The 14,062-nt window shown below is 54.1% G+C and carries 14 protein-coding genes; 7 read left to right on the forward strand and 7 right to left on the reverse strand.

The features are described from left to right. Positions 1–70: 70 nt before the first annotated feature. The 4 genes from cobD to V7775_RS03085 are packed head-to-tail and all read left to right on the forward strand — an operon-like array spanning position 71 to position 3,532. Entirely contained in the window at positions 71–1,018 is a 948-nt protein-coding gene (gene cobD, locus V7775_RS03070; protein ID WP_335750389.1) for a threonine-phosphate decarboxylase CobD, read from the forward strand. Further along, the gene (gene cbiB, locus V7775_RS03075; protein ID WP_335750390.1) at positions 1,015–1,923 is read left to right on the forward strand and encodes an adenosylcobinamide-phosphate synthase CbiB; all 909 of its coding nucleotides are present in this window, start codon (positions 1,015–1,017) and stop codon (positions 1,921–1,923) included. Before cobD ends, cbiB begins: the two co-directional genes overlap by 4 nt. 23 nt (positions 1,924–1,946) lie before the next feature. Then, on the forward strand, positions 1,947–3,137 hold the full coding sequence (locus V7775_RS03080) for a lytic murein transglycosylase (RefSeq protein WP_335750391.1): 1,191 nt from the start codon (positions 1,947–1,949) through the stop codon (positions 3,135–3,137). Next, positions 3,134–3,532 carry a rhodanese-like domain-containing protein gene (locus V7775_RS03085; protein ID WP_335750392.1) on the forward strand — a complete coding sequence of 133 codons (399 nt, stop codon included), beginning with the start codon at positions 3,134–3,136 and terminating at the stop codon, positions 3,530–3,532. Before V7775_RS03080 ends, V7775_RS03085 begins: the two co-directional genes overlap by 4 nt. A 59-nt stretch (positions 3,533–3,591) precedes the next feature. On the opposite strand, the gene smc is transcribed toward V7775_RS03085, so the two are convergent. Together smc and V7775_RS03095 are read right to left on the reverse strand one after the other, a co-directional pair. After that, the gene (smc, locus tag V7775_RS03090) at positions 3,592–7,047 is read right to left on the reverse strand and encodes a chromosome segregation protein SMC (RefSeq protein WP_335750393.1); all 3,456 of its coding nucleotides are present in this window, start codon (positions 7,045–7,047) and stop codon (positions 3,592–3,594) included. 118 nt (positions 7,048–7,165) lie between these two features. Beyond that, the gene (locus tag V7775_RS03095) at positions 7,166–7,573 is read right to left on the reverse strand and encodes a hypothetical protein (RefSeq protein ID WP_335750394.1); all 408 of its coding nucleotides are present in this window, start codon (positions 7,571–7,573) and stop codon (positions 7,166–7,168) included. A gap of 225 nt (positions 7,574–7,798) precedes the next feature. Here V7775_RS03095 and V7775_RS03100 point away from each other — a divergent pair, with 225 nt between their 5' ends. Both V7775_RS03100 and V7775_RS03105 read left to right on the forward strand, forming a co-directional pair. Next, positions 7,799–8,323, forward strand: coding sequence for a hypothetical protein (locus tag V7775_RS03100; protein ID WP_335750395.1), 525 nt, complete (start codon positions 7,799–7,801; stop codon positions 8,321–8,323). A 72-nt stretch (positions 8,324–8,395) separates the two neighbouring features. Next, positions 8,396–9,163 carry an FCD domain-containing protein gene (locus tag V7775_RS03105; RefSeq protein WP_335750396.1) on the forward strand — a complete coding sequence of 256 codons (768 nt, stop codon included), beginning with the start codon at positions 8,396–8,398 and terminating at the stop codon, positions 9,161–9,163. Positions 9,164–9,220: 57 nt separating this feature from the next. On the opposite strand, the gene V7775_RS03110 is transcribed toward V7775_RS03105, so the two are convergent. Together V7775_RS03110 and V7775_RS03115 are read right to left on the reverse strand one after the other, a co-directional pair. Further along, positions 9,221–10,540 carry an aspartate aminotransferase family protein gene (locus V7775_RS03110; protein WP_335750397.1) on the reverse strand — a complete coding sequence of 440 codons (1,320 nt, stop codon included), beginning with the start codon at positions 10,538–10,540 and terminating at the stop codon, positions 9,221–9,223. Positions 10,541–10,679: 139 nt separating this feature from the next. Continuing rightward, positions 10,680–11,456, reverse strand: a complete 777-nt coding sequence (locus V7775_RS03115) for a 3-keto-5-aminohexanoate cleavage protein (protein ID WP_335750398.1) — start codon at positions 11,454–11,456, stop codon at positions 10,680–10,682. A gap of 198 nt (positions 11,457–11,654) precedes the next feature. Between V7775_RS03115 and V7775_RS03120 the strand changes: the two genes are divergently transcribed. Next, positions 11,655–12,527 carry a MurR/RpiR family transcriptional regulator gene (locus tag V7775_RS03120; RefSeq protein WP_335750399.1) on the forward strand — a complete coding sequence of 291 codons (873 nt, stop codon included), beginning with the start codon at positions 11,655–11,657 and terminating at the stop codon, positions 12,525–12,527. Between the two features lie 101 nt (positions 12,528–12,628). On the opposite strand, the gene V7775_RS03125 is transcribed toward V7775_RS03120, so the two are convergent. The 3 genes from V7775_RS03125 to V7775_RS03135 all read right to left on the reverse strand — a co-directional run bounded on the left by V7775_RS03125 (position 12,629) and on the right by V7775_RS03135 (position 14,047). Next, complete coding sequence (locus tag V7775_RS03125) at positions 12,629–13,189, reverse strand: F0F1 ATP synthase subunit B (RefSeq protein WP_335750400.1); 561 nt, start codon at positions 13,187–13,189, stop codon at positions 12,629–12,631. Positions 13,190–13,193: 4 nt separating this feature from the next. After that, positions 13,194–13,733 (reverse strand): F0F1 ATP synthase subunit B', encoded by a 540-nt coding sequence (locus V7775_RS03130; RefSeq protein WP_335750401.1) that lies wholly within the window; start codon positions 13,731–13,733, stop codon positions 13,194–13,196. A gap of 89 nt (positions 13,734–13,822) precedes the next feature. Next, the gene (locus V7775_RS03135; protein ID WP_267157269.1) at positions 13,823–14,047 is read right to left on the reverse strand and encodes a F0F1 ATP synthase subunit C; all 225 of its coding nucleotides are present in this window, start codon (positions 14,045–14,047) and stop codon (positions 13,823–13,825) included. Positions 14,048–14,062: the final 15 nt, after the last annotated feature.

The following is a 14,062-nucleotide window of genomic DNA, read 5'->3' on the forward strand; positions in this document are numbered from 1 at the left end:
CAAACTCCGCTTTGTCGAACGGGGAAAACTGGCAGAATTCAGCCACTCATCTAAGAGAAGATTATAACAATTGGCACTTAAAAATCAAGATCATGGCGGCGGGTTGGATGCTGCTGCGCAGAAGTTTGGCGGCACACGTGCTGACTGGATCGATCTGTCTACGGGAATCAATCCGGTTAGTTATCCCGTTGGCGACATTAACCACGATGCGTGGACGGCCCTACCCGATCAGACGGCGCAATCTGCCCTTATACAGGCGGCACGCGATTTTTGGCAGATACCCCAGAGTGCTGCCGTTCTCGCAACACCTGGTGCATCGGCGCCCATTGCCATGATTCCGCGCCTGTGTATCAAAGGTCAAATCCACATCTCTGCCCCAACCTATAACGAACATGCAGCTGCATTTGCAGCCAACGGATGGACCCCAGCACAGCAGCTCTCAGATGCTGACGCGCAGGTCATCGTACACCCCAACAACCCGGACGGACGGATTTTCACCGGCGCAGACTTACATGCACCTCTACGAATCATCGATGAGAGCTTTTGTGACATTCTGCCCGATGCATCCTTGGTTTCTCATGCTGATCAAACTGGTACGCTTGTCCTCAAAAGTTTTGGGAAATTTTGGGGGTTGGCCGGGTTACGCCTTGGTTTTGTGATCGGCGACCCTGAATTGGTAGCGCAGTTACAGCAAATGCTTGGGCCATGGCCTGTTGCAGGCCCCGCACTGGAAATCGGAACAAGGGCCCTGCGCGATCACAATTGGGCTGACCAAACACGCCAACGCCTGTCAACAGATGCCGCGCGGCTGGATGTGAACATGATAGACGCCGGAGCCACGCTGGTGGGGGGGACATCCCTGTTTCGTCTCTATGACGTAGACGACGCAGCCGCATGGCAGACACGCCTTGCCCAGCACCACATCTGGAGTCGTGTCTTTCCGTACAATTCCCGTTGGCTTCGCCTTGGCTTGCCCGCTCCGGACCAATGGCGCCGAGTAGAGGCAGCACTGACATGAGCGTAGCAATAATCCTTGTTCTGGCCATGTTACTAGACGCCGTAATGGGCGAACCCAGATGGCTTTGGTCACGGTTTTCGCACCCCGCTGTCCTGATGGGACGTGCTGTTGGGTTTCTGGATCGCAGGCTTAATGCTACTCAAGGCGGTATTGTGGCAGGTATTGCGGCATTGCTGCTGTTGATGTTTGGCGCTGCCCTGATCGGATGGGCACTGAGTCTACTTGGTGGTGGTGTGCAAATTGTCATCGTTGCAATCTTGTTGGCGCAGCGATCCTTGGTGCAGCATGTCACGTTGGTGGCGGACGGATTGCGTGTTTCACTGGGTGACGGACGTTGCGCTGTTTCGATGATTGTCAGCCGGGATACGGCAGCGATGGACCAATCCGCAGTCGCCCGTTCTGCCATCGAAAGTGGTGCTGAAAATCTGTCTGACGGTGTTATTGCGCCTGCATTCTGGTTTCTCGTCGCGGGGCTTCCGGGTCTAATGGTTTATAAAATCGTCAACACTGCAGACAGCATGATCGGTTACCGCACACCGCAATACGAACGCTTTGGTAAGGCTGCCGCCTATATGGACGACGCAATGAACTTGGTTCCCGCACGCCTAACGTGCATCCTTATTGCTGTGCCAGCGCGCGTCATCGCAACCCTGCAGGAGATCGCAAAAGATGCCGCTCAACATCGCTCTCCCAACGCCGGTTGGCCCGAGGCCGCAATGGCCCGCGCCATCGGTGTGGCGCTGGCGGGCCCGCGCGCTTATGATGGGAAAATGCAAAAATTCCCTTGGGTGGGCGGTGCAGGTGCGCGTATTATCGGGCCAAAAGAGATTGATGCATCTGTTCGCATGCTTTGGCAGGCATGGGGCATTATGCTGGGGTTAACGATTTTGTTAGCTCTCATTTAGGTATTTAGATTTAAAGGTTTTCAATGCGTTCCAATATTTTTGCGGCTCTTTTAGCCCTTGCGTCCCTCCCCTCCATTGCCGATGCGGCGTGTGGCGGAAACTTCAACACCTTTGTAAATGGCCTCAAGGCCGAGGCACCGCGTCACGGCATCGACAAGGCCACTGCGGAACGGTTCTTACGCTCAATCCGCGCTGATCCAGCTGTATTGCGCGCAGACCGTTCCCAAGGTGTGTTCCAACGCCCTTTCGTTGATTTCTCCCGTCGCTTGATCTCAAATGACCGGATCAACCGCGGCCGTAGCAACGGCAAACGGTACAACAAGACCTTTAATCGCGTTGAACAGAACTATGGCGTGGACCGTGGCGTGCTGCTGGCCTTTTGGGCATTCGAAACTGACTTTGGTGCTATCCAAGGGAATTTCAACACAGCCAATGCACTGGTCACCCTTGCCCATGATTGCCGCCGCCCCGAACTGTTCCGCCCTCAGATTTTTGCCGCTATGGAACTATATAAGCGTGGCGAGTTTGATCCCGCCAAAACCACAGGCGCGTGGGCTGGAGAGATCGGCATGGTACAGATGTTGCCCCATGACATTCTCGAAAACGGCACTGACGGCGATGGTGATGGCCACGTGTCCCTAAAGACATCAGCGCCTGATGCGTTAATGTCGGGCGGTAAGATGCTCAAGTCCCTTGGTTGGCGCAAGGGCGAGCCATGGATTGACGAAGTCGCAGTGCCAAAAGACTTTGACTGGTCGCTCAGCGGACTTGGCACTAAAAAACGCGCCTCGGAATGGGCCAAACTTGGGATCAAGCCACGCGATGGGCAGCTTTCAAACAATCTGCCTGCCTCCCTCATCCTTCCTCAAGGTCGCAAAGGCCCCGCGTTTCTATCGTATCCAAATTTTGACGTTTATTTCGAATGGAACCAAAGCTTTACCTACGTTCTAACAGCAGCCTACTTCGCAACCCGCCTAAACGGCGCACAGGTTTATAACGCAGGTAATCCTGAAAAAGGTCTCAGCGGCAGCCAAATGAAACGCCTGCAAACCGTGCTTCAAAAACGCGGTCATAATGTTGGTAAAATCGACGGAATCTTGGGGGCAAATACCCGCATTGCCGTTCAAAAGGAGCAGAAGCGACTTAAGCTGCCCGCCGATGCATGGCCAACGCCAGCACTACTGGCCAAACTTGAAGGAAAGAAAGCACCATGAGCCTAAAAATCACCGCTGCGCAAATGGTCGCAAATGCCCGTGCCCGCATTGAAGAAGTCGAAACTGCTGATGCCATTGGCATGGTCAACAACCCAAAAGTCCAAATCGTTGATCTGCGCGATCCACGGGAACGGGAACGTAGCGGTTTCATCCCCGGTAGTTTTCACTGCCCGCGTGGCATGTTGGAGTTCTGGATCGACCCTGACAGCCCCTATTTCAAAGATGTTTTTGCACAGGACAAAAAGTTTGTTTTCCACTGTGCATCAGGTTGGCGTTCGGCCATCTCTGTAGCCACATTACAAGACATGGGTTTTGACGCCGCACACATCAAAGAGGGGTTTAGCACATGGGAGAAATCGGGCGGGCCTGTCGAACAGGTAAAACCTAAGGCCTGATTGCAAACCACTAGCCATGTTGTCAGCATAACACGGCAAACATGGCTGGTTGCGTCCGCTTACGCGACCAGTGTTTCCGCCTTTTTCAAATCAACGGAAACAAGTTGGCTCACGCCCTGCTCGGCCATTGTCACACCGAACAAGCGGTCCATACGCGCCATCGTCACCGCATGGTGTGTGATGATCAAAAACCGCGTATCCGTCTGACGGCACATCTCATCCAGCAAATCACAAAACCGCGTCACGTTGGCATCATCCAGCGGAGCGTCGACTTCGTCCAGCACACAAATCGGTGCTGGATTGGCAAGGAACACAGCAAAGATCAGCGCCATAGCGGTAAGTGTTTGCTCACCACCCGACAGCAAACTCAACGTGCTCAGCTTTTTACCTGGCGGTTGGCACATGATCTCAAGGCCAGCTTCTAGAGGGTCCTCAGATTCAACCATCACCAAACTGGCTTCACCGCCCCCAAACAGGTGCGTAAACAACAACGAGAAGTTTGAGTTCACTTGCTCAAATGCGGTCAATAGACGTTCGCGACCTTCGCGGTTCAGGCTCGAAATTCCAGACCGAAGCGTCTTGATCGCCTCCAACAGATCCGCCTTTTCAGTGACCAATCCATCATGCTCTTCTTGCACTTCTTTGGCATCTTCTTCGGCACGCAAGTTCACGGCACCTAGTGCGTCTCGCTGGCGCTTGAGGCGGTTCACATCTGCTTCCAGCGCTTCGGCACTTGGCATCTGATCAGGATTTACATCCAATTGAATCAGCAACTGATTGGGCGTAAGGTGTTGATCTTCTGCAATCCGCTCGGCCGCAGCATTAACCGTTTCTTTTGCCGCATCATTTCGAGCTTCGGACCGGGCGCGCGCTTCACGCGCTTCTGAAGCCGTACGCTCAGCCTCGCGTTCGGCCAAAGTGGCATCGCGCAATGTCACTTCCGCACCCGATAGTTTAGCAACGGCTTCTGTGCGGCGCGCCTCAGAGCGGGCGATCTCGGTGCTCAACTCATCTCGCTTCACTGCGATCTCGGCAGGGGCAGCACCTGCCTCTTTCAGTTCGGCTTCGGATTGCTGCTTGCGTTCCACCAGATCATCACTGTGCTTTTCGGCAGTTTCCAAACGGTGACGCCACCCACTGAGTTCCTTGGTCACTTCTTGCGCGCGTTTCAGGCGCGCTTCGCCTTCGCGGCGCAATTCATCATGGCCGGAACGGCGTGACATCATCGTGATGCGTGCCGCTTCTACTGCTATCCGGATACCCTCTACAGCGGCTCTTGCATCCCCTAGATCACCCAGATCGGCAAGTGCGCGCTCGGCTTCTAGCACGCGGGCCCACGCACCCATGGATTCTTCTTCGTGACGTGTTACCGCAAGGCCCAAGCTCTCAAGACGGCCAGCGGCAAGGTTACGATCTGCTTCGACGCGGCTAAGGGCTCGGCCTGCATCGGCGACCATCCTGTCGGCATCTCGCCGTGCATCACGCGCACGCTTATCCGCCTCGCTTTGGGAAACCAGTTGCGCGGTTAAGCTCTCATGTGCGGCACGCGCGCCCTCAGCACGCTGGCTCGCTTGCTCAAGCGACTGCTTTAAAACTTCCAACCGGTTGAGCTGTTGCAAACGAAGCGCTGCAGCCGACGGAGCGTCTTCGGCCCAAGCCCGAAACCCGTCCCAACGCCACAAATCCCCTTCAAGAGACACAAGGCGTTGGCCCGGTTTTAGCGCAGACTGCAAACGCGGCCCATCATCGGCATCAACAAGCCCGATCTGTCCCATACGCCGATCTAATACATCTGGGCAGGACACATGGTTTGTCAGCGGCGTTACACCCGCAGGCAGCGTCTGTACGTCAGAATAAGAAGCAAGCGTTGACCAGCCAGATGGCCCATCTGCCTCGACTTCGGGAGCGCGCAGATCATCCGCAAGCGCTGCCCCCAGAGCCTTTTCAAACCCGTGCTCAACCTGCAAGCGATCCAGTATCTGGCCACCCTCAGCTGTGTCACGTTCAACCAATTTCGCCAACGCCGTTGCTTCAGCCCTAAGCGCATTCATCTCACCTTCAGCCTCGGAGCGTTCACCACGGGCATCGGCCTCACGAGATTGGGTCTGTGCGCGCGCATCTTCCGCATCAATCAGTGCCTTATCAGCAGCTTCAGCTGCAGCAACAGCAACAACTTCGGCGCTTGAAGCCACCTCAAAATCGCCGGCAGCTTTAGTCAATGCAGCTTGGCTTGCCAGAACGGCCTCTCTTGCGCGCACGGATTCGGTTTCGGATCTAATTTGGGTTTTACGATTGTCTTCTAACAGCCTTTCGGCAGAACCATAGCGCGCAGCAAGGCGTGCCACATCCTCGGTTTGCTGACTAAGATCACCTTCACGTGTTTGCAAAATAGTCGCCGCTTCGCGTGCAGCCACAGATGCGGTCTCAAGGGCGGATTCATGCCCTTCGCCCGCTTTGGATAGCTCACGCGCTTCCCATTCCAGCCGTTCGATTGTTTCACCAGCGTCACGGTTCAGGCCGCTTTCCCGGTCAATATCGCGGGTCAATTGCGCAACGCGGCCTTGTAGGGTCTCAATCAGCGCCGTTGCACGGTTTTCTTGGTCGCTAAGTGTGTCGCGCTGCACAACAAGACGTTGAACCACAGCCACCGCAATCGCATCTTCTTCGCGCAGCGCTGGCAGTGCACCCTCCGCGTCTTGGCGCGCCTTTGCACAGGTTTTCACCAGTCCTTCGGCCTGAGCAGTTGCCAACAGTCTATTACGCAGTTCATCTGCAGCTTGTGCGCGCGCATCATCAGCTTCACGCCACCGGCGATACAACAACGTGCCTTCAGTTCGGCGCAGTTGATCCCCAATCTCACGATATCGCGCCGCTTGCCGTGCTTGTCTTGCAAGCTGAGCAAGTTGGGAAGCTAACTGTTCAACCACATCATCGACACGGGCAAGGTTGGTCTCTGCACCGTTGAGCTTTAGCTCCGCCTCATGACGGCGCGCATATAGACCCGAAATGCCAGCGGCCTCTTCCAGAATACGGCGGCGGTTTTTGGGTTTCGCGTTGATCAGCTCACTGATCTGTCCTTGCCGTACCAGCGCAGGTGAATGCGCGCCCGTTGATGCATCTGCAAACAACATCTGCACGTCACGCGCGCGCACGTCTTTCCCTGCCGCCTTATAGGCACTGCCAACGTCGCGGGTTATTCGGCGGACGATATCCAGACTATCACTCTCGTTAAATCCAGCAGGTGCGAGACGTTCACTGTTATCGATCTGAAGCGATACTTCAGCAAAATTTCGCGCAGGCCGTGTAGCAGCGCCTGCAAAAATCACATCTTCCATACCGCCACCACGCATCGCAGTTGGGCGGTTTTCACCCATGACCCAACGCAATGCCTCAAGCAGATTAGATTTCCCACAGCCGTTCGGTCCCACAACACCTGTCAAACCATCAGCGATGATCAGATCAGTGGGGTCAACAAAGCTTTTGAAGCCTGTAAGCCTGAGTTTCGAAAAGCGCATATACCGCCTGTGGGATGATTCCGGACCGACGGGTAGAATTGCGATGAAGATACGCAGCTGTCAACCGCCGCCCACAAGCAACAGTTGCGTTTGCGGACTTATCCACAAGTTAATGCAATTACAGAACTGGTTCGCAGTCAATCTCAACTGAAGTGCCGCCCAACTGCTTAATTTCCGTTCCCCGAATGGGCACGCATTCCAACGCAGTTGGTTGTACTGGCGTAGATCGTTTACCACCCTTGCCACATCGCAAGATACCGGTTGCCAGCGACTGATCACCGCGCACTTCCTTCACCTCACATCCGCTCACAATCTCCATCGCCCGGCCCGCCCGTTCCCGAATGGGGCCAAACCGCGGAGCATACTCCGAATTTGTCCGAATAGCCTCTGCCAACTCTCCCCGGACACGCACATCAAAGGTAGAGCCCTCAACAGTCACCGTTGTTGCAGGCAAGCCCCTAAAATGGGGGCCTGCTGTGTTACAAGAGGCAACAGATAGGAAGATAATCAGGATGTAATATTTCATGATTTCATTAAGAAGAATTCATACTTAACATATCATTAATGCCCTCATTAGATCGTTCAATTATTTTAACAATTTGGAGCGCCCACCTGCGCTGGCTCAGCGTTGCGCATTTGGCGCTACTAGACTGAAAGTCAGACATCTCGCTTTCTTCTGTCACTATAAAGTGAAAATATTCTCCATCTACGATTTAGAAAGAATATTTTAATTCAGCCACTTACCAAATTCATGATCTGCGCCACTTCGCTTTTAGTCGCCTGTACACCTGCGGAGATCAGTTCACCGCCAATCTCAGTCACGCCCACAAACAAAGCGCACGCTGTTGGCCTTGATGTCTATGCTGGCCCCCGTCGTCGCGGTAATCCGGTTCCGAAATTCCGGGGGCAAGAAACCATTGCTGTGCGCTCTTCAGCTATTGTAAGCGACGGCAAACGCAAAGAACTGTCCGGCGTGCCATGCACACTAGATTCAGGACTATACACCGCATCATTTGTGACACCTGCAAACCTTGTTGTGCCAGATTACGGGCCCAACTCACCTGCAATCTTCATCCGCTGCATCTCTGAAGATCAAAGCGGTTCCAAAACCATCAATGCGTTTAATGCAACCACCCAAAAACGTATGTGCGGTGCCTCAGCAGGCGGCCTCATCGGGGTTCTTGTTGTGGGTGCGGTTACAGCCGCCAGAGCCGACCCTGAAAAGGGCGAATTCGCATACCCTCCAACCACAGTTCTACTGCGACCCAAAAAATAAGAGCTGCAACGCTACCGCTGCTTGCCCGACCCTTTGATTGGTCATATAAGTTGACCAGTCAAAGGATACCTCATGCCATTTCGACCCGTCAGCCCTGAAAAACTCTCAACTGCGGTTGTGCGCCAAGTTGAGGAATTGATTTTGCGCGGCATCCTACAACCCGGAAAACGGCTTCCGCCAGAGCGCGAACTGGCAGAGCGGTTAGGCGTGTCACGCCCCTCACTTCGTGACGCGATTGCCCAACTCCAAGAAGCGAGCCTGCTCACGGCCAAACCCGGGGCTGGCGTTTTTGTCGCTGACGTATTGGGATCTGCGTTTTCTCCTGCGCTCATGGCTCTGTTTGCACGCCATGATGAAGCGGCCATCGACTACCTAGCATTTCGACGTGATATGGAAGGTCTGGCCGCTGAGCGAGCCGCGCGTTTGGGATCAGACACAGACCTTGCAGTCATCAGTGCTGTTTTCACAAAGATGGAAAGCGTCGACGATAACAACAACCCAGAGGAACAGGCTGCTCTTGATGCGCAGTTCCACATGGCCATCACCGAGGCGAGCCATAATGTGGTTATGTTGCACATGATGCGTTCGATGTATGAATTACTGCGTGGCGGAGTCTTTTACCACCGCCAGATTATGTTCAAACAACAGACAAAACGCGCAGTACTATTAGAACAACACCGCATGATCCACGACGCCCTTATGGCGCGTGATGCCGCAGGCGCGCGCGCTGCAGTCGAGGCCCACTTGAACTACGTTGAGCGCGCGTTGATGGATCAACAACGCGCTGAACGTCACGAGAACGTTGCCCGCCAACGGTTAGATCACGAATTAAAAGGGTAAGGCCGTTCAAGCCTCACCTTCTCAGTTTAATAATGCCGTCCTAACGCGCCTTACCCATCAAAGAGTTTGCTCGATCGCTGTATGCAGCTTTGAAACCAACTCGTCTATTTGCGCATCAGAAATAATAAACGGCGGTGCAAGCAGGATATGGTCTCCGTATCGACCATCCCGCGTGCCGGGCATCGGATAGCAAATAAGGCCTGCTTCAAAAGCCGCTGATTTGATTCTTCCAGCCAGCCCGCGTGCAGGATCAAATGTTTCTTTTGTCTCACGGTTCGCGACAAGCTCAACACCTTGGAACAGGCCGCGCCCTCGAATGTCACCGACATTTGGGTGTTGTCCAAATTTCGCATGCAACGCCGCAGATAAAACTTCGCCTTGGGAAGCCGCACGTCCGGCAAGGTCCTGGTCAAGTATCTTTTGGACCACCGCAAGCCCAGCGGCCGCGGCAACCGGGTGGCCAATATAGGTGTGCCCGTGTTGAAAGAAGCCGCTGCCGCCCTTGATCGCATCATAGATCGTATCAGTACACATCATAGCGCCAATCGGCTGGTATCCTGCCCCCAACCCTTTTGCGATGCACAAAATATCAGGCGCAATACCATCAGCATTACAGGCAAACAAATGCCCTGTACGGCCCATGCCACACATCACTTCATCAAGGATAAGCAGCACACCATATTTGTCGCATATTTCGCGAATACGTTTAAAGTACCCTTCCACCGCGGGAACCGCCCCTAGGGTCGCTCCCACGACAGGTTCCGCCATAAACGCCATGACGGTATCAGGGCCCAACCGCAGGATCTCATCTTCGAGTTCCTGTGCCGCGCGCAGACCGTATTCTGCAGCGGTTTCGTTCTCGGCTCGTAAAACGTATTCATAACATGGTGCGATATGGCTGACTTCTACCAGCAGCGGTGCAAACTGCCGCTTACGCAATTCATTACCCCCGGCAGAAAGCGCGCCCAAGGTATTTCCGTGATAGCTTTGTTGGCGGGCGATCAAATGGCGCCGCTCGGGCCTGTCTGTTTCTACGAAATACTGACGCGCCAGTTTGATGGCTGCTTCCGTCGCCTCAGATCCGCCAGAAACGAAATAGACGCGGTCTAAATTGCCGGGCGCGTGCTGAATGAGTAAGTCCGCCAATGCCTCTGCAGGTTCGGACGTAAGAAAGCCTGTATGGGCGAATGCAAGGTCAGCCACCTGCTTTTGTACCGCAGCAATGACATCGGCGTCCCCGTGACCTAGGCACGACACTGCAGCACCGCCCGATCCATCAAGATAGGCCTTTCCGGTGCTGTCATAAAGGTAACATCCCTCCCCGCGAACGGCGACAGGAGGGGATTTACGGCAATCGCGGGGAAATACATGGGACATCAAACTTCTCCATTTGGAAGGGTAGAGGCAAACTGAATACTGGGTTGGTCAAAACCGTTAGGTTCATGATATCGGCAAGCGCCAGCGTATGAAAAACTGCACCGCAGTCTGACAGGATCACGATCTTCTACTACAACTCTCATAATTTACATCTCTCATGGAGTTTGGCGCACGCCTTGGTCAAAGATGAAACAGCCTCAGCGTTGTTGGACCAAACGGCCCCATCCGGTGAGATGCAGTTGTTCTCAAAACCCACGCGCAAATCACATCCAAGGTTCGCAGCTGCAAGCAAGCAGGTCTGTTCTTGGGCACCAAACGCACAGACGCTCATCCGCAGCCCCGCCTCTTGAGCACGCACAATCAGCGGCAGTAAATCAACTGGTTTACCTGCACACGGCGGTTTATATTGCCCCAGAACCAAGATTGCATCGCGCAAGTTTGTTGGGACAATATCAGAGGCAAGCCACCCCAGCAAAAGGTCAAGGCAGTCTGCGCCGTACAAAATGTGCTGAACCCTTGTGCCGTTCAGCAAAGCGGTCGCATAGACTTGCGCCGCAAGTTCTGGTGCGCGGGCAATTTCACGGACCGCGACACTGGCAGCGCCGGGCTTAAGTTCGCGGAGTAACTCCAGCTGGGCAGGTACATCATAGATGCCTGCAGATTCTGTCGTGACCTGTATTTCAATATCTGGCGCAGCCTCAGACACTGCAGAGATTGCAACACGGTACAGATCAACATCCAAGCTGTGGCGCCCCTGCCCGTCGCGCACGTGCAAATGGATGGCGTCCGCACCAACAACACGGCAGGCACGGGCCGTTACAGCCAATTCGCTGGCTGATACAGGCAAACCAGCATGATCGGTTTGTTGCAGGCGTGCGCCGTTTGGCGCGACCGTTATCTTCGGTGACCGCATCATGGCCGCATATCCATGAGGTGACGCTGTGTGGCGTTTCCCCAGATTGCACCACTAGGAACGGCCCATGGTACACGAGGCGGAAATTTTATTTCAATCATGTTTGAGTCCTTTGTCACACCTAATGAAACACTTGTTTCATTAGGTGGCAATACGCGATACGATTGAAACAGTCAGTTTCACACCACAGCGGGGGAATTCATGAACGAGCCCACAACCATCCAAGACCGTATAAATACTTCTTACGCAGGGCTTAGCGACAAGCTTCAGATCGCAGCTAAATTTGCAGCTAAAAACCCTGTCGATATCGCAACGCGGTCTCTTAGATCCGTCGCCGCGTCAACAGGAGTATCCCCTGCCACATTCTCCCGATTGGCCCGTGCCTTAGGCTACGCTGATTATGAGCAAATGCGTCAAGACGGCCGCGAAACAGTTGAGAGGAAAATGGCGCCCTTTTCCGAACGCGCGCATGCCTTGCGTTTAGCCACCTCAGAACAAGGAAGTTCCACGGTTTTGCACCGCCAAGCGACAGCCTGCATTTCCAATATTGAGAACCTTCACAACAACATTGATCCAGACCGCCTAAACGCCGCAGTACAGTGTTTACACGATGCGCGGACCGTTCTTTTGATCGGTGCAATGGGATCGGCGGGTATAATTGACTATTTCGGATACATGGCTCAGTGGTTCAAAGGGAATTGGAAAACGGTTGGCCGAAATGGAACCGAGCTATCACCATCTTTGTCACGCTTGGGATCAGACGACGTTGTCTTTGCCTTGGCAAAGGCCCCCTACGCGCGCAGGACGATAGCGGCCCTAAAGACAGCGCGTGAGGCTGGCGCGACAACAGTCGTGATCACAGACAGCCGCACCTCACCTGCACTACAATTCTCGAACCATAGTTTTGTGGTTTCAACAGAAAGTCCGCAATTTTTCTCATCCTACGCTGCTACTCTGGTGCTCATGGAAACGATCATCAGTCTCTTACTGGCACGTGCAGGTTCTGAAGCAGAAGGAGCTATTCGTGCAGCCGAGGTGCAGATTAATCAACTTGGTGAAAACTGGATTCCATAGCGGCTGCAAACAAGAACCTACGTGTTTCGCCCTTTGCCCAGGGCCAAAAAAAAGCCCCGATCAACCGATCGAGGCTTTCTATTCGTTCGCGGTCGGTTTGCTTAGTGTAGCTTCTCACCAACCAGAGCAATACCTTCGTCGATCAGCTTGTTGCCATCAGTAGCAGTCATTTGCTGGCCGATGATGTCGCGGGATGCCGCAATAGCAATCACCACAGCTTGATCACGTACTTCTTTGACGGCAGCCGCTTGCGCGGAACCGATCTGCTCTTCTGCGGCGGCCAGACGGCGCTCCACAGATGTAGCAAGATCAACGCGGGCTTGTTCGCCTGCAGCTTTAGCTTCAGCTTTTGCATCCGCAACGATACGGTCTGCTTGGGCTTGAACTTCTTTTTGCTTGCGCTCGTAAGAGGCCAACAGTGTTTGCGCATCTTCGCGCAGTTTGCGGGCTTCTTCGATCTCGTTTTTGATGCCATCAGCGCGACCATCCAACATACCACCCAATAGGGTCGGTACCTTGAAGTAGAACAGCACTGCGATGAACAGCAGGAAGGCCAACAGAACAACAAAGTCTGTATTGCCCAGCGAGAAGAATGGACCCGATGCCGCGAAGGCAGGAGTTGCACCCAAAAGCGCAGCTACGGATGTCAGTGTGAAACGCATGACGTTATCCTTTCATCCGTGAGGTTACAGCAGCTGTGATGGTTTTGGCGTCGGCCTTGCCACCCATGGCTGAAACGATTTCTTTGACCGTGTCCTTCGCTACCTTTTTGACGCTATCAATAGCGCCAGCGCGAATTTCCAAAATGGCCTTTTCAGATACAGCAGATTTGGCTGCAATCTGATCGTCGGCTTTGGCGATTGCCTTGTCCAGATCCGCTTGCATATCTACTTTTGCTTCCGCGACGATGCGCTGTGCTTCCGCACGGGCATCGAGTAGTGCCTTGTCATAGGCTGCTTCGGCGTCAATCGCTTTCGCGTTGAGATCTTCAGCGGCGGCAATGTCATTTGTAATAGTGCCCTGACGCTCGGCCAGAACGGCCGCGATACGCGGCAGCGCTACGCGCGACAGGATTAGGTAAATTGCGATCAGAGCAAGTACCAGCCAGAAGATCTGGTTTCCCCAAGTAGAGAAATCCAGTTGCGGCATGCCGGGGCCTGCTGCTTCCGCAGCGCCGTGGGCGTCTGTTGCGGTTTCAGTTGCCATCATGGCCTCCTGTCAAAACTAAACATTCAATCCAAAGGGCGGTACAGCGTACCGTACCGCCCCAAGCATAGGAAATAAACGTCAGTCGCTTATACGGCGAACATCAGCAGAAGTGCTACGAGGAACGCGAAGATCCCAAGCGCTTCGGCGAACGCGATACCGATGAAGAGTGTTGCAGTCTGCGAAGCAGCTGCGGATGGGTTGCGCAATGCGCCGGCAAGAAAGTTGCCAGCAACGTTACCAACACCGATAGCGGCTGCGCCGGAACCGATTGCTGCTAGACCTGCGCCGATGTGTGCGAGTTCGCCTTCCATAGTAATTCTCCTATG

It is taken from the genome of Sulfitobacter sp., assembly GCF_036960155.1.
Taxonomy (GTDB): Bacteria; Pseudomonadota; Alphaproteobacteria; order Rhodobacterales; family Rhodobacteraceae; genus Sulfitobacter.